Origin of the sequence: Halorhabdus rudnickae, assembly GCF_900880625.1 — an archaeon.
Taxonomy (GTDB): Archaea; Halobacteriota; Halobacteria; order Halobacteriales; family Haloarculaceae; genus Halorhabdus; species Halorhabdus rudnickae.
In genome coordinates this window covers 1,871,661-1,889,394 of sequence record NZ_CAAHFB010000001.1, presented here as the reverse complement: position 1 = coordinate 1,889,394, position 17,734 = coordinate 1,871,661, and the positions used below count along the sequence as shown (strand labels likewise).

24 protein-coding genes and 1 pseudogene are annotated in these 17,734 nt (G+C 64.8%); 13 read left to right on the top strand and 12 right to left on the bottom strand.

Going from position 1 to position 17,734, the window contains the following annotated elements; translation table 11 throughout:
* Positions 1–5: 5 nt before the first annotated feature.
* On the bottom strand, positions 6–1,778 hold the full coding sequence (locus BN2694_RS09520) for a helicase C-terminal domain-containing protein (RefSeq protein WP_135664423.1): 1,773 nt from the start codon (positions 1,776–1,778) through the stop codon (positions 6–8).
* A gap of 169 nt (positions 1,779–1,947) precedes the next feature.
* On the opposite strand from BN2694_RS09520, the gene BN2694_RS09515 reads away from it, so the two are divergent.
* Entirely contained in the window at positions 1,948–3,150 is a 1,203-nt protein-coding gene (locus BN2694_RS09515) for a hypothetical protein (RefSeq protein WP_135664421.1), read from the top strand.
* 37 nt (positions 3,151–3,187) lie between these two features.
* Positions 3,188–3,439, top strand: a pseudogene (locus tag BN2694_RS09510) (YkgJ family cysteine cluster protein); the annotation flags it as partial.
* Positions 3,440–3,628: 189 nt separating this feature from the next.
* Here BN2694_RS09510 and BN2694_RS17090 read toward each other — a convergent pair.
* Positions 3,629–3,802, bottom strand: coding sequence for a DUF5786 family protein (locus BN2694_RS17090; RefSeq protein WP_167879999.1), 174 nt, complete (start codon positions 3,800–3,802; stop codon positions 3,629–3,631).
* A 145-nt stretch (positions 3,803–3,947) separates the two neighbouring features.
* On the opposite strand from BN2694_RS17090, the gene BN2694_RS09505 reads away from it, so the two are divergent.
* Entirely contained in the window at positions 3,948–4,445 is a 498-nt protein-coding gene (locus BN2694_RS09505) for a LabA-like NYN domain-containing protein (RefSeq protein ID WP_135664418.1), read from the top strand.
* Here the strand turns inward: BN2694_RS09505 and BN2694_RS09500 are convergent, their stop codons facing one another.
* Complete coding sequence (locus tag BN2694_RS09500; RefSeq protein ID WP_135664415.1) at positions 4,446–4,625, bottom strand: hypothetical protein; 180 nt, start codon at positions 4,623–4,625, stop codon at positions 4,446–4,448.
* Positions 4,626–4,760: 135 nt separating this feature from the next.
* Here BN2694_RS09500 and BN2694_RS09495 point away from each other — a divergent pair, with 135 nt between their 5' ends.
* The 3 genes from BN2694_RS09495 to BN2694_RS09485 all read left to right on the top strand — a co-directional run bounded on the left by BN2694_RS09495 (position 4,761) and on the right by BN2694_RS09485 (position 6,403).
* Positions 4,761–5,222 (top strand): PUA domain-containing protein, encoded by a 462-nt coding sequence (locus BN2694_RS09495; protein WP_135664412.1) that lies wholly within the window; start codon positions 4,761–4,763, stop codon positions 5,220–5,222.
* A gap of 66 nt (positions 5,223–5,288) precedes the next feature.
* Positions 5,289–5,675: a nascent polypeptide-associated complex protein gene (locus BN2694_RS09490; RefSeq protein ID WP_135664409.1), complete on the top strand. Its 387-nt coding sequence runs from the start codon at positions 5,289–5,291 to the stop codon at positions 5,673–5,675.
* The gene (locus BN2694_RS09485; RefSeq protein WP_135664406.1) at positions 5,672–6,403 is read left to right on the top strand and encodes a 50S ribosomal protein L11 methyltransferase; all 732 of its coding nucleotides are present in this window, start codon (positions 5,672–5,674) and stop codon (positions 6,401–6,403) included. The genes BN2694_RS09490 and BN2694_RS09485 overlap by 4 nt, the downstream gene beginning before the upstream one ends.
* A 31-nt stretch (positions 6,404–6,434) precedes the next feature.
* On the opposite strand, the gene BN2694_RS09480 is transcribed toward BN2694_RS09485, so the two are convergent.
* Positions 6,435–6,899 carry a hypothetical protein gene (locus BN2694_RS09480; RefSeq protein ID WP_135664403.1) on the bottom strand — a complete coding sequence of 155 codons (465 nt, stop codon included), beginning with the start codon at positions 6,897–6,899 and terminating at the stop codon, positions 6,435–6,437.
* A 777-nt stretch (positions 6,900–7,676) separates the two neighbouring features.
* Between BN2694_RS09480 and thyA the strand changes: the two genes are divergently transcribed.
* Positions 7,677–8,678 carry a thymidylate synthase gene (gene thyA / locus BN2694_RS09475; protein ID WP_135664400.1) on the top strand — a complete coding sequence of 334 codons (1,002 nt, stop codon included), beginning with the start codon at positions 7,677–7,679 and terminating at the stop codon, positions 8,676–8,678.
* A 2-nt stretch (positions 8,679–8,680) separates the two neighbouring features.
* Positions 8,681–9,280 (top strand): dihydrofolate reductase, encoded by a 600-nt coding sequence (locus tag BN2694_RS09470; protein WP_135664397.1) that lies wholly within the window; start codon positions 8,681–8,683, stop codon positions 9,278–9,280.
* Here BN2694_RS09470 and BN2694_RS09465 read toward each other — a convergent pair.
* The 4 genes from BN2694_RS09465 to BN2694_RS09450 all read right to left on the bottom strand — a co-directional run bounded on the left by BN2694_RS09465 (position 9,265) and on the right by BN2694_RS09450 (position 11,639).
* The gene (locus BN2694_RS09465; protein WP_135664394.1) at positions 9,265–9,669 is read right to left on the bottom strand and encodes a type IV pilin N-terminal domain-containing protein; all 405 of its coding nucleotides are present in this window, start codon (positions 9,667–9,669) and stop codon (positions 9,265–9,267) included. The two genes, BN2694_RS09470 and BN2694_RS09465, sit on opposite strands and share 16 nt — an antisense overlap.
* 57 nt (positions 9,670–9,726) lie before the next feature.
* Positions 9,727–10,347: a hypothetical protein gene (locus BN2694_RS09460; RefSeq protein ID WP_135664391.1), complete on the bottom strand. Its 621-nt coding sequence runs from the start codon at positions 10,345–10,347 to the stop codon at positions 9,727–9,729.
* A gap of 3 nt (positions 10,348–10,350) precedes the next feature.
* Positions 10,351–10,671, bottom strand: a complete 321-nt coding sequence (locus BN2694_RS09455; RefSeq protein ID WP_135664388.1) for a transcription factor S — start codon at positions 10,669–10,671, stop codon at positions 10,351–10,353.
* A 71-nt stretch (positions 10,672–10,742) separates the two neighbouring features.
* Positions 10,743–11,639 carry a DUF7139 domain-containing protein gene (locus tag BN2694_RS09450; protein ID WP_135664385.1) on the bottom strand — a complete coding sequence of 299 codons (897 nt, stop codon included), beginning with the start codon at positions 11,637–11,639 and terminating at the stop codon, positions 10,743–10,745.
* A 158-nt stretch (positions 11,640–11,797) separates the two neighbouring features.
* Here BN2694_RS09450 and BN2694_RS09445 point away from each other — a divergent pair, with 158 nt between their 5' ends.
* A complete protein-coding gene (locus tag BN2694_RS09445) occupies positions 11,798–12,085 on the top strand; it encodes a DUF5789 family protein (protein ID WP_135664382.1) in 288 nt (95 codons plus the stop codon).
* A gap of 200 nt (positions 12,086–12,285) precedes the next feature.
* Here BN2694_RS09445 and BN2694_RS17085 read toward each other — a convergent pair whose 3' ends face one another.
* On the bottom strand, positions 12,286–12,426 hold the full coding sequence (locus BN2694_RS17085; RefSeq protein WP_167879998.1) for a hypothetical protein: 141 nt from the start codon (positions 12,424–12,426) through the stop codon (positions 12,286–12,288).
* A gap of 98 nt (positions 12,427–12,524) precedes the next feature.
* Between BN2694_RS17085 and BN2694_RS09440 the strand changes: the two genes are divergently transcribed.
* Positions 12,525–12,965, top strand: a complete 441-nt coding sequence (locus BN2694_RS09440) for a DUF302 domain-containing protein (protein WP_135664379.1) — start codon at positions 12,525–12,527, stop codon at positions 12,963–12,965.
* A gap of 136 nt (positions 12,966–13,101) precedes the next feature.
* Here the strand turns inward: BN2694_RS09440 and BN2694_RS17080 are convergent, their stop codons facing one another.
* Positions 13,102–13,266 carry a hypothetical protein gene (locus BN2694_RS17080; RefSeq protein WP_167879997.1) on the bottom strand — a complete coding sequence of 55 codons (165 nt, stop codon included), beginning with the start codon at positions 13,264–13,266 and terminating at the stop codon, positions 13,102–13,104.
* Positions 13,267–13,315: 49 nt separating this feature from the next.
* Between BN2694_RS17080 and BN2694_RS09435 the strand changes: the two genes are divergently transcribed.
* Together BN2694_RS09435 and BN2694_RS09430 are read left to right on the top strand one after the other, a co-directional pair.
* Entirely contained in the window at positions 13,316–13,975 is a 660-nt protein-coding gene (locus tag BN2694_RS09435) for a hypothetical protein (RefSeq protein ID WP_135664376.1), read from the top strand.
* Positions 13,972–15,270, top strand: a complete 1,299-nt coding sequence (locus BN2694_RS09430; protein WP_135664372.1) for a hypothetical protein — start codon at positions 13,972–13,974, stop codon at positions 15,268–15,270. Before BN2694_RS09435 ends, BN2694_RS09430 begins: the two co-directional genes overlap by 4 nt.
* 25 nt (positions 15,271–15,295) lie before the next feature.
* Here the strand turns inward: BN2694_RS09430 and BN2694_RS09425 are convergent, their stop codons facing one another.
* A complete protein-coding gene (locus BN2694_RS09425; RefSeq protein WP_135664369.1) occupies positions 15,296–15,520 on the bottom strand; it encodes a hypothetical protein in 225 nt (74 codons plus the stop codon).
* Positions 15,521–15,792: 272 nt separating this feature from the next.
* Entirely contained in the window at positions 15,793–16,647 is an 855-nt protein-coding gene (locus BN2694_RS09420; RefSeq protein ID WP_135664366.1) for a sulfurtransferase, read from the bottom strand.
* 265 nt (positions 16,648–16,912) lie between these two features.
* Here BN2694_RS09420 and BN2694_RS09415 point away from each other — a divergent pair, with 265 nt between their 5' ends.
* Positions 16,913–17,689 carry a sulfurtransferase gene (locus tag BN2694_RS09415; protein WP_135664363.1) on the top strand — a complete coding sequence of 259 codons (777 nt, stop codon included), beginning with the start codon at positions 16,913–16,915 and terminating at the stop codon, positions 17,687–17,689.
* Positions 17,690–17,734 lie beyond the last annotated feature (45 nt).

Here is a 17,734-nt window from a genome sequence, read left to right as displayed (position 1 = left end):
CGAAGTCATTCGGTATCCCAAACGTCCGCGACGGGGTTCGATCCCGATCGTGAGCGCCGGGAACTGCGGGAACTCGATCGTCGGGAGCCGCTCGCATCGGACCGTCCCGAACTGCGACGCGATCGTTTGTCCGACAGTCCAGCCAATGCCGGGTCGGGCTCCGGGGTCGACAGAGTGGGACGTGCCATCCGGTCGACCTGCGCTTCGAACCACGCGGGCATGTCCACTCGGGCGCGATCGAAGAGGTCCAGTAGGCTCGAATCGGCGAGATAGGTCACGCCGTGGTCTTCGGGCGAGCGGACGATCCGGCCACAGGCCTGGATCACCGTCCGGAGCGCGCTCCGGTAGTACCACGCCCAGTCGCCGTTCTCCAGGCGGCGCGCCACGCGGGAGTCTCGCGTGTTGGGGTAGGGGGCCTTACAGAGCAGTTGCCACCGACAGAGGTCGCCCTCCAGATCCAGGGCTTCCTCCATCTTCACCGAGAGAAAGACCGTCGGCTCGTCACTACGTTTCCAGGCTGCCAGTTGCCCGTCGCGGTCTTCGCTGTCGTGGGTTCGGACGCGCTCGCCGACGCCCCACGCCCGTAGTTCGTCGGCCAGAGCATCCTGGATCGCGTAGGAGTGACAGTGCACCAGCCCGGATTCGCCGGGATGGCGGGCCATCAGAGAGACGAGCGTCTCGGCGATCTTCGGGATCGTCGTCTCGCGCTCCTCGTAGGTCATCTTTCCCTGCGTGACGTCCACCAGGGGACGGTTCTCGACGGGGAACGTGTGTTCGAGGTCGACCAGCGCCACTCGGTCGGGATCGAGGCCGGCGCTCGCACAGAAGGCATCCTTGTTGAGGATCGTCGCCGAGAGGAGCGCGAACTTGTTCCCGCGGTCCCAGACGGTATGCGAAAGAAAGCGTTCGGGGTTCAATGGCTTGATCGTCGTCCGGCTTCCCTCGCCGTCTGGCTGATCGACGACCCACGTCGTCGGGCTGTCCGGATCGCGGACGGCCTCTTGAAACCACTGGAGATCGGATCGGAGTTCCTCCAGTCGGTCGCGCTCGGCGGCCTCTTCGGGTTCGAGTTCGACCTGCGCTCGGAGGTCAGTCAGTCGCCGATCGCAGACCCGGGATAGCCCGGCGGCGTACTCGGCGGCCGTCTCGACGCCGTCGATTTCCGGCGGCGGGCGTTCGTCCCAGACCGGGACGGTGTCGGGGGCGAGATCGATCGCAGCGTACATCTCGGCCCACTCGCCCAGGCCGTGGGCCTCGTCGATGACGACCACGTCACGCTTGCCGAAGACGTCAGAGCCGGCCGTTTGCATGAAATACGCAAGCGTCATCGCGGCGATCGACTGGTTGGCGGCGATCGACCGATCGGAAAAGTACGGACACCGATGTTTCACCTGGCAGTCGAACTCCCGCTCGCGGGCGCAGGGGGCCTGCGTGACGGGCGTGTCGGTCTCCCCCGAGAGGATGCACTTGTAATTGGACTTCCCGCGGATGATCGAGAGGTCCGAGAGCAGCGGGTCGCTCGCCACGTCGTCGAGCTGAGAGACCTGCGGGGTGGTGTAATAGGCCCCGATCGCGTCGGTGGCGCTGGCCTGACTCCCCTGGCGGGCACAGCCGGCGATCGCCCGGGCGAGGAGGGATTTACCGCTACCCGTCGGCGCACGAACGAGCACGACATCGTTGCCGTCCTCGAAGGCAGCCCGGATCCGGCCGAGAGCGTCCTCCTGGTTGCCACGATAGGAGGGCGCGGGGAATGCCGACTCGATGCGGGAGGGATCCACGCTCGCGGAGAACGGATGCCGGCAGTTAACCGTACCGATCGACTGGACCATCCCGACCGGTCGACGGCGGTTCAGATCGTTCGACGCCCAGCCCAGACTCGCCGGGTGCCGGTGGCAAGGAACCGACGTTTCCACAACGTTCAATTCCGTCCGGTGAGAGTCGACAGTTATGGGCTACCGTCGCCGGACGGTACTCCGAAGGCTGGGTCTCGCCAGCGTCGGGGGAGCGACGCTGACCACGGGCTGTCTCGGCGGGGACCTTTCCGGGGTCATGGGAGACGGCTATGCGGCGTGGATTCCCTCCCCGGCGGAACTGGCGACCGTCGAGCGGTTCAACCTACTGCGGGTCGATCCCCGGGCCGTGTGCGGATCCGATGTCGTGTCCCGGCCGGTCGAGACGCGCTTCGCTTCGGCGGTCGACCGGGCACTCGAGTTGCTCAGGCTGTCTTTCGACGACTTCACGGGAGTTTCCTGGGTCGGTCACTTCGCGGTCGTCTTTGAGGGGTCGTTCCGGCCCGATCGGGTTGTCGATCGGCTCGGCAACGCTGACTTCCGCTCGATCGGCTCTCACGGAGCCTACACCCTACACGTTGACGGGGAGACGCTCGTGGCCGTCTCGACGGACGCGATCGTGGTCGGGCCGTGGGCCGGCGACGGGACGGTCGAAGTGGTCGAGGCTGTCCTCGACGCACGGGACGGGGATCGGGAACGATACACGTCCACTGATGCCACGTTCGCCGACCTGGTGGAGGTCCTCGGCAGTGGTGACCTCGTCGTGGCCCGGACGGGCGCTGACGTGGCGCCGATCGAGCGCGTCGAGGCGACGGGCGCCACCTGGCGGTTCGCCGAGGGGGCAGCGAAGGTCGCGTTCGCGTTCGTCTTCCGGGCGGGAGCAACCGTCGAGACGGACCCGATCGCGGAACTGACTCGCGGTGCGGCGTGGACTGTCTTCGAGGACATCGATGTCGGGCGCCGGGGTCGGGTCGGGATCGTGACTGCCACAGTGCCGAGACTCTCCAATGAGACCGTCGCCCCGCTCGATACGCTCGCGGAAGCGGTCGAGACGCGGCCCACGGCGACCTTCGAGGCGACCTACGGAAGCGAACGACGGACCGCGACGATCATCCACGCCGGTGGGGACGCGATCCCGCGGAGTCGTCTCGTCCTGCGGGGTGAGGGGTTCCGTTCGGATCCGGACGTCGAGCAGGACGAACCGGGCCGGTGGGCCGGGGACTCCTCCGGGCCGTCGGCGGCTGTCGAACCGGGGGACAGCATCACCGTCGGGATCTACCCTGGGGCGACCATCGAGTTGCGCTACCATCCGATCGGCCGGGGTGCGGTCGAGACGCTCCGGACCTTCGAGGCCGGGTAGCCCCACTGTTTTTGCCCCGTGTGACTGTCAACCATGTATGGACGTCCAGTGCGAGGGATGTGCGGGCTGTTGTCTCGATTGGCGTCCGCTGGCGGCGGAGGTGCTGGATCACGAACGCCGGGGTCCCAGGGAACCGCTTGATGACACGTACAACCTCGCCCCGCTCCGACGTGACGAGATCCGGGCGTTCGTCGAGGCCGGCCTGGCCGACGCCCTCGTCCCCCGACTGTGGGCAGGCGCTGGCGACGGTATCACTGTCGGCGGGATCGACCTCGCGCCGATTCGTGGGTCGGCGAGGCAATCGAGGCATTGGATACTCTGGGCTGCAGCGACGAGGCTGAGCCGTCGCTGGCTGCGTCCATGGAGAGAGCGCGATACACCGCCGACTCCTGGCAGGGAGTAAGGCAGGTACGCTTGCGAAGCTGATCGTCGGTGTGACTATCGGGGCTTGGGCGCTCGGTAAAGCAGTCTCTGGGACTCAGTCGGACTGTATCTCTTTGAACGTCTCCAGAAGGTCCTCGGCAGAGTCGTCGCTCTCGTAATCGACGCTGCCATCATAAGTCGACCGGTCGTCGTCGAAACTCGCGTCGACCGAACTGTTCTTTCGCTCACGGCGTTCGTGCTCCGCTTCGTCATAGGCGCCCATCGACATGGTATAACACACCCAATGTTCACTATATAACCCTATTAATGTAACGGATACTCACGACACGCAATGACACCCACGGTGCTGGTCGGGAAGTCCGCCGGCCAGCTAGCCACAAACGCTTTCCTCGCGCCGGCCCGATCCAGAGCAAATGACGGACGTCCATCCGGACCAGCGAATTGCCGTGCTGGCTGATTCCCAGAATCTCTATCACACCGCACAGAGCATCTATCAGCGCAATATCGACTACGAGGCGTTACTCACGTCCGCGGTCGACGGCCGGCAGTTGACGCGAGCGATCGCCTACGTCGTACGGGCCGATGCTGACGACGAGGAGCGCTTTTTCGAGGCACTGGTCGATATCGGCTTCGAGACCAAACTCAAGGACATCAAGACCTTCGCCGACGGGTCCAAGAAAGCTGACTGGGACGTCGGGATGAGCCTCGACGCCGTTTCGCTGGCTCCCCACGTCGATACGATCGCCCTCTGTACGGGCGATGGCGACTTCTCCCGGCTGGTCTCACACGTCAGACACGAGGGTGTCAAAGTAGAGGTCTACGCCTTCGGCGAATCGACATCCGAAGAACTGATCGATCGCGCCGAGTCGTTCACTGATCTGAGCGAGGATACAGATCGCTTCCTGCTGTGACTATACGGGTCGGCCTTCGCCGGACGTTCCCACGAGGAGTGCGCCGGCGGCCAGTCCCAGGGCGGCGACACTCCCCGTGACGAGAGGGAGGAGGTCAGTCATGCCCCCAGCGAGGATGACGACGCTCGAGACGAGCAGCAACGCAAACCCCGCGAGTTGCTTCGTCGAATCTGTTGACATACGTCTCGCTACCGTCGGCGCAGTCATAAATCGTCCAGTACCCCCTCCCGATTGCCGTCGTCGGCCGTCCTCGTGGACCGGTGTTGGCCTGCTGAATGGCAGCGGTTATGCCTCTCGGCCGGCAAACGGGAAGCGATGGACGAGTGGCCTCGCCTCGAACGGATCGCATCCTACCAGTTCGGTGCCGGTGCCGGGCCGGCGCTGTTCGCCGACCGTACAGCCCTGTCGATCACGCGCTCGAAGTCGGGTCGTCCCCGACAGATCCACGGCCCGGCGGGGCGACTGGTCACGTTGGGTGGAGACGGACGGTTCACGCTTGGCCTCGCCGGCGGTCGGCGCCTCCGGGATGAACTCGTCGCCCCGGCCTCTCGGGTGGTCGTCGGCGAGGAGAGCGATCCGTTCGTCCGCGAGGGACGCAACGCATTCGCAAAGTTCGTCCGAGAGGCTGACCCGTCAATCCGGGAGGGCGACGAGGTACTGATCGTCCGGAAGGACGACACGCTGGTTGGCGTCGGGCGGGCGGAACTCCCGGCGACGGCGATGGACGACTTCGAGACGGGGATGGCCGTCGCTGTGCGCGAGGGCGCAGAGGAATAGTCCAGCGGGCAGGTCCAGCCGGGACACGTCGCCAGGCTTTTGATTACGCGTTGCTCAGGGAGAGATATGTTTGGAGGAGGCGGCGGGGGTCTCGATCCCCGCAAAATGAAGCAGATGATGGAACAGATGGGGATCGACTTAGAGGATATCGACGCCGAGGAGGTCATTATCAAGACCCCCGACGAGGAACTCGTCTTTACTGACGCGGAGGTCCAGCGCATGGACGCCCAGGGGCAACAGACCTACCAGATCGTCGGTCAGCCTGAAACCCGCGAGCGTAGTGCAGGCGCTGGATCAGCGAGCGACGACGTATCGAGCGACACCGACGACGGGATTGCCCAGGCGGACGTCGACGTGGTCGTCCAGCGGGCGGGTGTCGACGAGGAGACGGCCCGCGAGGCACTCCAAGACGCCGACGGCGACCTCGCGGCAGCGGTCGCCAACCTCGAGTGAGCGTCCTCCTCGTCGGTGAGGGACGGGAGTACCTCCGCGAACGCGGTGAGACCTTAGAGACGGATCTGGGTGTTCTGGAAATTCCCAAGGACGCCGCGCCGGGGGACACGCTGGAGACCCATCTTGGGACCGCCTTCGAGGTGCGCGCGCTGCGTGGCCCGGATCTCTTCGAGCACTTCGAACGGACCGGCGCGCCGATGATGCCTCGGGACATCGGCCTGATCGTCGGTCACACCGGAATCGCTGGCGGCGACCGTGTTCTCGATGTCGGTACCGGGACGGGCGTGCTCGCCGGATACATGGGCCGCATGGGCGCGGCAGTCGTCACCTACGAACAGGACGACGGCTTCGCCGACGTGGCTCGGGAAAACATGGCACTTGCCGGCGTCACCGACACTGTCGACGTACGGACCGGCGACGCGACCGCGCATGTTGAGGACCTCCGGGACGAGGATCCCTTCGACGTGCTGACACTCGATACTGCCGACGCACCTGATCTGGTCGAGCATGCACCCGACCTGCTGGCCGACGGAGGGTTCGTCGCCGTCTACTCGCCGTTCGTCGAAAGTTCCAAAGATGTCGTCGAGACAGCCCGAGAAGTCGGTCTTTCCCAAATCGAGACGCTGGAGACGATCCAGCGGGAGATGGACTTCGACGACCGTGGCTCGCGCCCCTCGACCGCTGGCGTGGGTCACACGGGGTATCTGACGTTCGCACGGCTGGCGTAGACTTACGATTTCGGTTGGCGATTCGAAACCCTCAGTCGCCGATATGGTTGATCTCGAACCGTCTCGGCCCTCGAAACAGTAATTTTAGACCGAGTAGTGGGAACAGAAACACCAGCAAGCCGTTCCCGGCAAGTCTGATCAAGTGGTAGTCAACTGAATCAGAGATCGTGCCTGCGTAATACACCCGATAATAGTCCCCATTATCGAGTCGGATCGGCGTCTCGGGCACGTCGACCCGTTCGTGCGTGGTGGCGTTACCGGTCCGGGCCGCCTCGGCGACGACTGATTGGGTCTTCGACGTTATCGGCATCGAAACGTCCTGCAGTGCTTCTTCCGGCTGGACCTCTTCAAGTGCCAACTCGATTGGATAGTCCCCGTCGTCCCGCTGGGCCGACTCGTTCGCCCGGGCCGTCGCTCGATAGACCGCCTCGTCCGAAAGCACGTATTCATATGGTGTCCCTCGCAGAGAGACAGTTCCGGAACTCGACGTATCCATATCAGTTGGGACGGTCCGATTCTCGATCAAAAACTGTTCGAACGCGCAAACTCGCCCAATAAAATGCTTCGAACAGGCCATCTCGTCGCTGATCGGAATATCCTTCCACATTTCCGGTTGCTCGCTGTATTCAATCGTGGAGTCGTCTACGTGTACTTCGACTCGCTCGTAGCGGTGGACCGGTTCGTTCAACTGCAGACCGTACACCCAGAGCGGACCTGAAAGCAACAGAACGGTGACCACGAGGAGCAGTACGTCACGACGAAACGGTGTGAAGAAATTTCGGGGGGGCACGCAGTTCCGTTCTAGTGAAAATAAAATACGAATTTCGATTCGTACTGGGTAATCTGATCACACGCGATTTCCTCTCCCACTATCCGCTCGATCGGCGTCGGGTCATCGCCCCTTTCAATCACGTCGGTGAACGCTCCACCCCGTTCACGGCGTTGCCGGTCTGTGTTCTCCTCTCTCTTTCGTGGCGATGCAAGCGGCTCTCGGTACCTTCTGCTATTCGAACCGGGATCGATTTTTGGGTCCTTCGGTCGATAACGGTCACGCCTGAAGGCGATTCTTCGTCGATTCGCGCCGCATGACCTCGTTCGAGGACGCAACGATCGCAGACAGTCCCCGCAAGGCAGGTCTCGCCGTCGAAACCGTCGCGGGGTATGGGCCCGACGACGATCGGACCGTATTTGTCGCCTGTCGTTCTGTCCGAGGCGGAACCGCTGGCCCGGAGTAGCCAGCTATTAACCTTCCCGGCGCGTGGCTCCGGCAACGATGCAGCAGTATCTCGATCTCGTCGAAGGCGTCCTCAGGGACGGCACGTACAAGCCAAACCGAACCGGCGTCGATACGCTCGCCGCATTCGGCTATAGCTACGAGGTCGATCTCCAGGCGGGCTATCCATTGCTCACAACCAAGCAGATGGATGGCTTCCGCTGGAATTCGATGATCCACGAAATGCTGTGGTACCTCTCCGGCGAGGAACACATCCGAACCCTCCGGGAAGAGACGGGAATCTGGGACGACTGGGCAGACGAGGAGGGACATCTCGACACTGCCTACGGACGATTCTGGCGGCGCTACCCCATCCCGGAGGACGACGACCGACTGCCCGGCGAATCCTGGCCCGAAGAGGATCATCGGTGGGTCAACGACGAGGGGACCTTCGACCAGTTGCAGTACGTCATGGACCAACTGCAGGAGAACCCGCAGTCCCGACGGCTCGTCGTCAACGCCTGGCACCCCGCGAACGCGGCCGTGAGTACCCTCCCGCCGTGTCACTACACCTTCGTGTTCAACGTCCAGGGCGATCAGTTGAACGTCCACCTCACCCAGCGATCGGGCGACGTAGCGCTGGGTATTCCCTTCAACATCGCCGCTTACTCGCTTTTGGCCCACATCGTCGCCGACCGGACGGGCTTCGAGGTCGGTCGCTTCTCCCACACGGTCGTCGACGCCCACGTCTACTGTGGCGAGGGCGAGCGCGGCGAGTGGTATCGCGACAACCGGGCGCAACTGCGCGAGCGGGTCGCCGCGGTCGAGAATCGCAGCGAGTACGCCGACGTGAGGAACTGGATCGAGGCGGAAGCCCCGCCCGAACCCGGCGTGGAGAACGCCGACCACGTACCAAACCTCCTGGAGCAACTGACTCGCGATCCCTGCGACCGGCCGACGATCGACGTGGCCGAGAAACCGCTCGACGACCTCGAATTCGCGGATATTCAGCTCCGGAACTACGAGTCCGCACCGGGACTTGACTTTTCGGTCGCGGAGTGACGATGACGGAGAATCCGCCTGGCGACCTCGCGCCGGGACGGGCACGGACCGCCGGCGACGAGAGTCGCGTCCAGGTCGTCCTCCTGGCCGCCGTCGCCGAGAACGGCATCATCGGTAGCGACGGTGAGATTCCGTGGTACTACCCCGAGGATCTGGCCCATTTCAAGGAGACGACGATGGGCCACCCTGTGATCATGGGGCGGCGCACCTACGAGTCCATCGCCGAGCGTCTGGGCGGACCCCTCCCCGGCCGAACGACCGTCGTCCTCTCGCAGTCGGGCTTTACCCCTGCGGAAGACGGCACTGGTGACCAAACGACTGTCCGGGTCGCGGACGGCATCGACGCGGCGATCGAGACCGCGACAGAAACCGGGTCGGACGTGGTCTATGTCGCCGGCGGAGCGACAGTGTACGAGCAGTTCCTCCCGGTGGCCGATCGGATGATCCTCACCGAGGTTCCAGAGACGCCCGAAGGCGACACGCACTTCCCCGAGTGGGATCCGGATGCCTGGACTGTCACCGACCGACGGGAGACCGAGGAACTGGCGTTCGTGACTTACGAACGGACGGACGCGACGAGTACGGCTCAGGGGACGTCGTAGGTTGCGAGGACTGCCGACGTGTCACTGTCCGACGACTCCCAGACGACTTGGATCGTATCGCCGCTCTCGAGCCCCGAGACGGTGATCGAATCCCCAGCAGAGATCTTGCCATCAGATTCCAGGGTGTTCCACTCGCCGGTGGTGCCGGGACTTCGGATCTCGATCGCGGATCGGTGAACCGTGTCTCCGCCCTCGTGAGTGACCGTCACCGTCCCCGATCCGTCCGTCTCGAACCCGACCGCTACCTGTGGTACTGGCTCGGCGTGCTGTTGTGACGCTTCGCCCATACCCAGCACGAACGAGCCGAAGACGGCCCCGAAAAGCATCAGGAGGATGCTAAGTATCGAGATCACACCACGCGTGCTCGGCGACCAAACTGACGGTTTCATGTGTCGACAGTACTGACAGACGGGATATTAGTACTGGCGGTCCGGAACAACACCTACTCAGTATTCGACGCCTCGGATTAGCGACTGTAGCTCCTCACGACTCGCTTCTGGATCGTACCCGAGATCCGGAACGTCCAGCGCATCGGCCAGCGCCACCGTCGGATACAGGCCGCCGGCGAGCAACATCGCCTCGTCGTGCCAGCTCGCGATCCACCCCTCCATGGGAACCACGCCCTCTCCGTCGCCCGTTTCCACCGGGAGCGTCGCGTCGTAGCGTGTGAGCTTCGCCCGCGTTCCGGACGCGACTTCGAGACGCTCGTCTCCGCTTTCTTCGATGTCGACGAGGCCCTCATCACGGAGCTGCTCGGCGAACTCTTCGCGGGCGGCACTACGGACTTTCGGGAGTGCCATCGCCGGCCCGAACCCGGGCGGCAGCGGTGGCGTGAACGAGAGCCGCGTCGCGTAGAAGAGTCGCCAGAGGTGATCCGGTCCGCCTGCGTCCCGGACATCGGCCCGCAGACTGTCGTCTTCGTAGCGGCGTTCGAACGCGCGGACGGTGAACCCGGCCACCTCGGCACGGACCTCTTCCCGACAGTCGCGGAGTGACCAGCCATCGGCTTTCAGGCGGTCGAGAGGGACGGTCGGGTACTCCTCGTCGGCCCTGCTTTCGCCAGTCACGGGTCAGTGATCGTCCTCGCGCCACTTGTGGTCGCACTCGGTGCAGGTGAAAAATCGGGTTTCGGACTCGTCGGCGGCGCGGATCTGTTTCATCTCCCAGAATGCGCGGTCGTTGCCACACTCCGGACAGTGGGCCTCCGTGGAGGGGCGGGCGTCTTCCTCGCTCTCGCTCAAGTCGACGATCTCGCCTTCCTCCTGGCCCTGGGTGGTGACCATCCCCCCCTCGGTGGCCTCTTCGCGCGGTTTCTCGGCGCCGCAACTCCCACAGACCCACAGATCGCCCTCGGTCTTCATCATCGAACCGCACTCGTCACAGAATTCCATGTCGGGCGTATGCCAAGGGGTGAACTTAAGCGTCCGGGTTTGGACCATCGGGGACGCGAGCGCCAGAGGCCTCACTGCGTCCCACTGTCGCCAGTGGCCGACCAGTCCGAACAGGCGTCCATATCGTCCATGTACTGCCCATGAAAGTCACAGTAGGGCTCGATAGCGTCCTCGTCGACGCGGACGTAGTGGAAGTGTTCACAGTTGCCGCAATATCGGTCTGGACTGGTTCGTGTCCGTGCCGCTTCGAGTATCTCGGCCCCCTCATCGGTCGAATCGACCGCTGTCGATCCCCCGTCGCTGACCGTCCGTGCGGTCGAGGTGTCGTCGCCGTTCGTCCCCTCACTGCCAGTCTGGGTCGGCACTCCCCCGTCGGGATCGGACCCGAACAGGCCGACACCGCCGGTACTTCCGAGGCCGCCGCTTCCCGTCCCGCCCAGACCATCGGCGTCCTGGACAAGTTTGATCCGCCCTTCCTCGGTGATCCGCATCTCTGCGGTCCCACCCGGCGCCTTCCGGGTCTTGAACGTGGCGACGGCGACGAACAGACACCAGCCAGTCGTGACCGCGCCACCAAAGTACGCGCCCAGCGTGAGCAATGCGAGCAACGGGTCGGCAGCCGGCGCACCCGGCCACTGTGTCGGATAGGCGTACGTGAACAGGGCGACGGCAAAGACGCACAGGCTGGCGCCGATGGCGGCGGCCGCACGGGTCACCCGACTGGTCGGGAGCACGGCGAAGACGCTCACGAAAACCGCGGGCAGCCCGAGCCCGGCGAGGATGCCCGCCCACTCCCTGGCGCCGTAGGTCTCCAGGCCGAACCGGGAGCCGACGTGGGTCGTCGCCAGAACGACCCCCGCCGCGGTCAGACCGGCACCGAGCGCGAACAGGGTCGCCCCCACGAACACCCGCCGCCGGCTCGCCACGGCCCCCACCCGGCGCCGATAGACGTCCGTCAGGCTCGTCATGCGGGTTACTACCGCGGGCACACACAAAACTGTGCGTCAGACGGTCGTCTTGCGCCCTCGCAAGCCCGTTTTGCGACCAGCCCGTCCGCGGGACCGGTCCTGCCAGGACCGTCTCCGGGTCCGAAAACACTAATCGCCGAGGCGGTCAAACGACGGGTATGGCAGACGAAGACGCGGACGAGGCGGACGAGCCGGCCGTCGAACTCGGCGAGGGGGAGTCGGTCGAAGGCGTCCCGCTGGCGCAGGTATCCTCGCGACTCACCTACGGCATCGAGAAGAGTACCGTCCGACGTCGCGAGGGTGACACGGAGATCCGGACGCCGGACGGTCCGACGCCACTTTCCGACGTCCTCGATTCGGTCGAGGAGACGTATTTCGACCGTCGCCAGGCTTTCGAGGAGGCGGTCCGGGCGGTCGTGGACACCGGGCCGGTCCCCACTGAGTGACTATCGGTCCTGGGACTGTGGGGACGTATCCGATCGCTGGGGGCACTCGTTCGCGTTGGTCACAGACACGAACGTCACGTCGGCTCGGCACCGTTTCGTATCGGCACTTTCGTCAACTCGGCGGCTTTCGCGGAGGTTGGCGCTCGCCCGTGAGGACTATTGTCTGTTCTTTGGTCTGTGAAACAATACTTTTTGCACCATCAGCGCAGCCGCCGCTGTAATCTGCGGCCGGGACCGAATTCGCGGAGCGCGACCCAGAGGGCCGCAGCGACTACGAGCGTGAGTGGCCAGTGTTCGACCGCCGAGTCGACTGCGACCGTGAGATCGAAAGCGAACGCCATACGATGGGATCTGACGGGTAGCAGGTCAGTCTTTCGCCGATCCGGTAGCGCTCCCGGCTACACGTACTCTTTTCTCGCGTTCGCCCGTGGACGAACACATGACGCTCCCGATCGATCCGACCGCACTCGACGCCGAAGACCTCGGCGAGAAGCGTGCAACCCTCGAGATGGACCACGAAGCGGCCGTCGAACACGTCCGCGAGACGTTCGTCGACGCCGGGTTCGGTATCGCGACCGAGTTCTCACCCTCGGAACTGCTCAATGAGAAAATAAATGCCGATCGCGAGCCCTATCACGTCCTCGGTGCGTGCAACCCCGCCGTCGCCGACCGAGCGCTCGACGCCACGGACGGCCGGCTCGGCGGCCTGTTCCCCTGCAACGTCGTCATCCGTCAGGTCGAACCGGGTCGACAGGAAGTCTATCACGTCTCGATCATGCGGATCGCCCGGCTCGTGGGGATGGCGCCCGACGACGAGACGATGGCCGAGATCATCGCCGACACCGGCGAGTTCGTCGAAGAGGCTTACGGGAACCTGTAGGCATCGGTCGCCCCTCGTCGACAGTGATCGATCCGATGGATCAAGCCGAGAACCCGTCGGATTCGTCCTCGGCGTTCATCAGGGATTGATCCCATCGTTCGAACACGGCGCCACGCTAGCAACCCAGTCCGGGATATCACACCTGCAGCTGTGGTGGGCCCTTCGAGACGACGAAGGCCCTCATCGAACACGCACAGGACGCCCACGGGATCAGCGTATTCTGAGCGGCTGGCGAGCCGATTTCTGCGGTGTCGGCGAAGCCGTCGAGGTGATCGTCCGGCGTGTGCTCGATGTGATCCACGACGGAGTCGTCCAGAAAACGTTTGGGCGTGGTGATCGAATCGGGATCGATGCCCGATCTGACCCGCCGCCGTGCCCTCCTCGCGGTCGCGTCGGGAGCCGCCGCCCTCGCCGGCTGTGGCGGTTCCGGGGACGAGCGCGCGACGATCGACGACCGCTCGGATCGCGACCCGATCGACGACTACGAGGTCACGTCCGTCAGAAACGAAGACGGTGCCGTGTTGTTCACCGAAGGTGACCCGCCGACAGCCACGGACACCGACGTTCCGATCCGGTATCGCCGACGCGGTCGCTCGGTGATCGTCTCCTCGGACGCCCTCGATGGGATCACGTTCGCTGACGTGCCCGAGGCCGAGCGGCTCCGGACGTTCGCGAGTGCGACCGACTTCGAGACGGCCTCGCTGTACCTGTCTTCACAGACGGTCGATGCGTGCCACGAGATCCGGCTCCGATCGGTGACTGTCGAGTGGGACGGATCCACGGACATCCATCCACATACGCAGTTCTGCCAGGGGACCCGTCCGGCCGACGTCGCCTGCAGTACCGACACTGTTCACACGGTGGGGTTCGCCATCCGTCTCCCGGTCGCGGCCGACAGTTCCTCCGGAAGCGGCAGCGGCATGTCCTCTCAGTGCCGTCCGGGACCGTCCTCCCGCCAGGGATCTTTCGACGCTGACGTGACGCCCGCTGGTGGGGGTGAGGACGCGTGAAGCGCCGTCGCCAGGTACTCGCCGGTCTCGGGACGGCCGGGCTCGTCTCCCTGGCCGGCTGTTCGGGACTCCCGTTCGTCGGTGACGAGGGAAGGACCCACCCCGACTTCGAGGTCCCGCTCGACGCCTTCCCGGCCCTCGAGTGGCCGTCCTCGCCGTTCCCAGTCGCCGTCCCCGACGCGCTGGCCGAGACGCACCGCGAGCGCGCACAAGAGCTCCTCGACACCGTGCCGACGGACCCGCAGATCCCGAACGGGGCGATCGCCGAGGAACTCCGGTCCGATCGCGAGCGAGTCGCGAGCGACCTCGCGGACGGTCCGACCGACCCCTGGCCCCTCGATACGCTCTCGAGTTGGCGTGGCCGTCGCGGTTCGGCTGCGAACGTCGCCGCCACCTACCGGGCGGCGACCGGCGATGACGACGACTCGGCGCTCGGAGAACGCCGACGGCTCGTCCGGGAGGATCTCGGCTCCTTTAGCGCCGACCACGACTATCGGGCCGACTCGGTCCGGGAGGGGGTCCTCGTTCACGCGCCGATCGAGAACATGCTCTCGTCGGCTCGCCGCCGGGTCAGGCCCGATCCCCTCTATCCTGACGACCCGGTCGCGACGCCGTTTCGGGCCGGCGATGCGTTCGAAGGCGTCGAGCGGGCCGGCGCGCTCTGCTCCGACATGCGTCGCCTCCGGGAGACGTATCTCGACGCCCGGTCGGGCGTGCGTTCACAGTGGAACCGCCTGATCGCCGCGTCCGACCGGCTCCGGTTCGCCGTCGCCGAAACCCGCGAACCCGTGGATGCGTTCCTCGATGCCGGTCGGGAGGCTTTCGATCGAGACCTCGACGGGACGGCGGCGTACACCCTGTTCGAGACCGCTAGTCAGGAGGCCCGGTGGGCCGACGACACCTTCGCCCAACAACGGGACGACGGTGCCTACGCCACAAGCGTGGTCGACGCCGGGGAGGCCCTCGCCGCCATTGAGACGCTTCGGACGGCGATCGAGGGAATCCGGGACGGCGACTATCAGGACGACGTGACGCTTGCCTCGCTCGAACGCGGGGCCCGACGGGCCCGGGACGCCCTCGACGGGATCCGGACGGCCGAGTACGGATCGCTCGCGGCGAGGATCGGACGGCCGGCACTGTCGGCCTATGACGGCTTCTCCTATCAGATCGAGGAGGATTACGCCGATCCGCTCCGTCTCCAGGGCGAACTCGCCTGGGTCGAACTGTACGCCCGCGCCGTCCCGGCCGCGACGGCCTTCGTCGTCGAGCGTCTCGACGCCGCGGCCAACGATTAGCCCAGGTACGGTTTGTGCACGTCGGTCACGTCGAAAAGCCGTACTCTTCGTCCGGGTCGTCTTCCTCGTTCTCGAGTCCTTTCCCGAGTATGTACGGCGTCACGATCGCGTCGAGGAGTGCAACACCCAGGACGACCCAGCGGATCGTTCCTTCGAGGAAGAATATCGCGACGAACGCCACGACGGCGGCGCCCGAGAGGCCGATCAGTCCACGCACGCGACGATCACGGAGGGGGTTCTCGTCGGTCATGACCGAGTGAACGAGCGCCCTGTATTGTAAAACCAGGTATTCCGGCGAACTCCGGTTCGAGGCCTCCGCCTTCACTTCGTTTACTCGGCCTCGCCCTGTTCGGCGGGTCACTGCGTTCTCCACTCGCATTTTCCGAGGCCTCGTGCGCTCCGCTTGCTCGGCCTCGCCCTTATCCACGACTCCCTACTGGTCGCCGTTCCGATTCGATGTCCTCGAAACTCGGAGAGTTCGGGATCACGAGACGGCGTGGCCGTCCCGAACGAGCCTGGCGCTTACTCGCCTTTCTCGATCGGGGCACCGACAAGATTGCCCCACTCGGTCCAGGACCCATCGTAGTTGATGGCGTCGTCGTAACCCAGCAGTTCGTGCAGGGCGAACCAGGCGACCGAGGAGCGCTCGCCAATCCGGCAGTAGGCGACGGTCGTGCTGTCGCCGTCGATGCCGTAGTCGCTGTACAGCTCCTGCAGTTCGTCGAAGTCCTTGAACGTCCCGTCGTCGTTGGTCACGGCTGCCCAGGAGATGTTCTCCGCACCCGGGATATGGCCGCCACGCTGGGCCGTCTCCTGAAGGCCCGGCGGCGCGAGGATCTCGCCGCTGTACTCTTCGGGGCTCCGAACGTCCACGAGCGGCAGGCCGCGCTCGATGGCGTTCTCGACATCTTCGCGATAGGCACGGATGGACTCGCGCGGGCCGCTGGCGTCGTAATCGACCGCGGAGAAGTCCGGCTCCTCGCTCGTCGTCGGATAGTCGTTTTCGACCCAGTACTCGCGGCCGCCGTCGAGCAGGCGCACGTCGTCGTGGCCGTAATACTTGAACTGCCAGTAGGTGTAGGCCGCGAACCAGTTGGAGTTGTCACCGTACAGCACGACCGTCGAATCCTCGCTGATGCCGTGGGAACCCAGCAGGTCCTCGAACTCGTCCTTGCTGAGGATGTCCCGCGTCGTCTGGTCCTGCAGTTGGGTCTCCCAGTTGAACCCGATCGCGCCGGGGGCGTGGGTCTCCTCGTAGGCCTCCGTGTCCACGTCCACTTCCACGAGTCGGTGCTCGGGATCGTCACTCTCGAATGCGTCTAGATTGTCCTCGACCCAATCCGCCGAGACGAGAACGTCGTTTGCGTACTCAGTCATGTTGCATTCTTCCCTACAGGCGGGACCCATAAAGACGCTGACGTAACGGCAGGTACGGCCACTCGTTTCCCCTAGGGGCAGGTGTTGCCGTTGGGGTGACCCAAGCCAGGCGGTCGGACCCTCGACATCGCGTGCTATCTTGCCGGTCCGGCGGCGCTGGCCCGAGAGGAGCGGACGACCCAGAAAAAGTTACCGCTATCTCGGAGCACTGGCAGCCAGGGGTGACGCCCACACGTTGAAATCACGGGCCAGCCAAGTTTCGGCAATGACCGACATCGTCGCTGCGGAGTGGCTCGCAGACAGACTGCCGAACGTCCACGTTGTCGACGTTCGGGATGCCTGGGAGTACGAGGGTATCGGGCACCTCCCCGGTGCCGTCTCGATTCCGTTCGATGCATTCCGGGCCAGCGAGGGCGACGAAGGGATGTTACCCGGCGCGGACGTCTTCGCTGGGTTGCTCTCGGAAGCAGGGATTGCCCCGGACGAGGAGATCGTCGCCTACGACGACACCCACGGCGTCTTCGCTGCTCGCTTTCTCGTGACTGCCGAGTTGTATGGACACGATCCGGACTGCCTCCACCTGCTCGATGGGGATTTCAGCGCCTGGCAGCGCGAACATCCGACGACCGACAATGTCCCGGACGTGACGGCCTCCGACTACGAGATCGAACGTCCGGGCAAGTCCCCGCTGGTCGACTTAGAGAGCGTCCGGGCGGCAATCGATGGCGACGCGGTTATCGTCGACACCCGCGAGCGATGGGAGTACGAGGAGGGACACATCCCTGGGGCGGTCCAGTTGGACTGGCGGGACCTCGTCGAGGACGACACCAGAGGCATCAAACCCGACGACGAGATCGGGGCGATCCTCGAATCGCGGGGGATCACGCCCGAAAAGCGGATCGTCCTCTACTGTAACACCGCCCGACGGATCAGTCATACCTACGTCGTTCTCCGGGACCTCGGCTACGATGACCTGGCCTTCTACGAGGGGAGCCTCACGGAGTGGGAGGCAGCGGGCGAGCCGGTCGAGACAGTCGAGTAATCCGGCGGTCCGGGACTCGCTACTCGCGACTCCTTGGGACGGACT

Excerpts from the sequence above, each read along its gene's own strand:
- BN2694_RS09515 (WP_135664421.1), top strand. The coding sequence starts at position 1,948 with ATGGGCTACCGTCGCCGGACGGTACTCCGAAGGCTGGGTCTCGCCAGC.
- BN2694_RS17090 (WP_167879999.1), bottom strand. The coding sequence starts at position 3,802 with ATGTCGATGGGCGCCTATGACGAAGCGGAGCACGAACGCCGTGAGCGA.
- BN2694_RS09505 (WP_135664418.1), top strand. The coding sequence starts at position 3,948 with ATGACGGACGTCCATCCGGACCAGCGAATTGCCGTGCTGGCTGATTCC.
- BN2694_RS09500 (WP_135664415.1), bottom strand. The coding sequence starts at position 4,625 with ATGTCAACAGATTCGACGAAGCAACTCGCGGGGTTTGCGTTGCTGCTC.
- BN2694_RS09495 (WP_135664412.1), top strand. The coding sequence starts at position 4,761 with ATGGACGAGTGGCCTCGCCTCGAACGGATCGCATCCTACCAGTTCGGT.
- BN2694_RS09490 (WP_135664409.1), top strand. The coding sequence starts at position 5,289 with ATGTTTGGAGGAGGCGGCGGGGGTCTCGATCCCCGCAAAATGAAGCAG.
- BN2694_RS09480 (WP_135664403.1), bottom strand. The coding sequence starts at position 6,899 with ATGGATACGTCGAGTTCCGGAACTGTCTCTCTGCGAGGGACACCATAT.
- thyA (WP_135664400.1), top strand. The coding sequence starts at position 7,677 with ATGCAGCAGTATCTCGATCTCGTCGAAGGCGTCCTCAGGGACGGCACG.
- BN2694_RS09470 (WP_135664397.1), top strand. The coding sequence starts at position 8,681 with ATGACGGAGAATCCGCCTGGCGACCTCGCGCCGGGACGGGCACGGACC.
- BN2694_RS09465 (WP_135664394.1), bottom strand. The coding sequence starts at position 9,669 with ATGAAACCGTCAGTTTGGTCGCCGAGCACGCGTGGTGTGATCTCGATA.
- BN2694_RS09455 (WP_135664388.1), bottom strand. The coding sequence starts at position 10,671 with ATGGAATTCTGTGACGAGTGCGGTTCGATGATGAAGACCGAGGGCGAT.
- BN2694_RS09450 (WP_135664385.1), bottom strand. The coding sequence starts at position 11,639 with ATGACGAGCCTGACGGACGTCTATCGGCGCCGGGTGGGGGCCGTGGCG.
- BN2694_RS09445 (WP_135664382.1), top strand. The coding sequence starts at position 11,798 with ATGGCAGACGAAGACGCGGACGAGGCGGACGAGCCGGCCGTCGAACTC.
- BN2694_RS17085 (WP_167879998.1), bottom strand. The coding sequence starts at position 12,426 with ATGGCGTTCGCTTTCGATCTCACGGTCGCAGTCGACTCGGCGGTCGAA.
- BN2694_RS09440 (WP_135664379.1), top strand. The coding sequence starts at position 12,525 with ATGACGCTCCCGATCGATCCGACCGCACTCGACGCCGAAGACCTCGGC.
- BN2694_RS09435 (WP_135664376.1), top strand. The coding sequence starts at position 13,316 with ATGCCCGATCTGACCCGCCGCCGTGCCCTCCTCGCGGTCGCGTCGGGA.
- BN2694_RS09425 (WP_135664369.1), bottom strand. The coding sequence starts at position 15,520 with ATGACCGACGAGAACCCCCTCCGTGATCGTCGCGTGCGTGGACTGATC.
- BN2694_RS09420 (WP_135664366.1), bottom strand. The coding sequence starts at position 16,647 with ATGACTGAGTACGCAAACGACGTTCTCGTCTCGGCGGATTGGGTCGAG.
- BN2694_RS09415 (WP_135664363.1), top strand. The coding sequence starts at position 16,913 with ATGACCGACATCGTCGCTGCGGAGTGGCTCGCAGACAGACTGCCGAAC.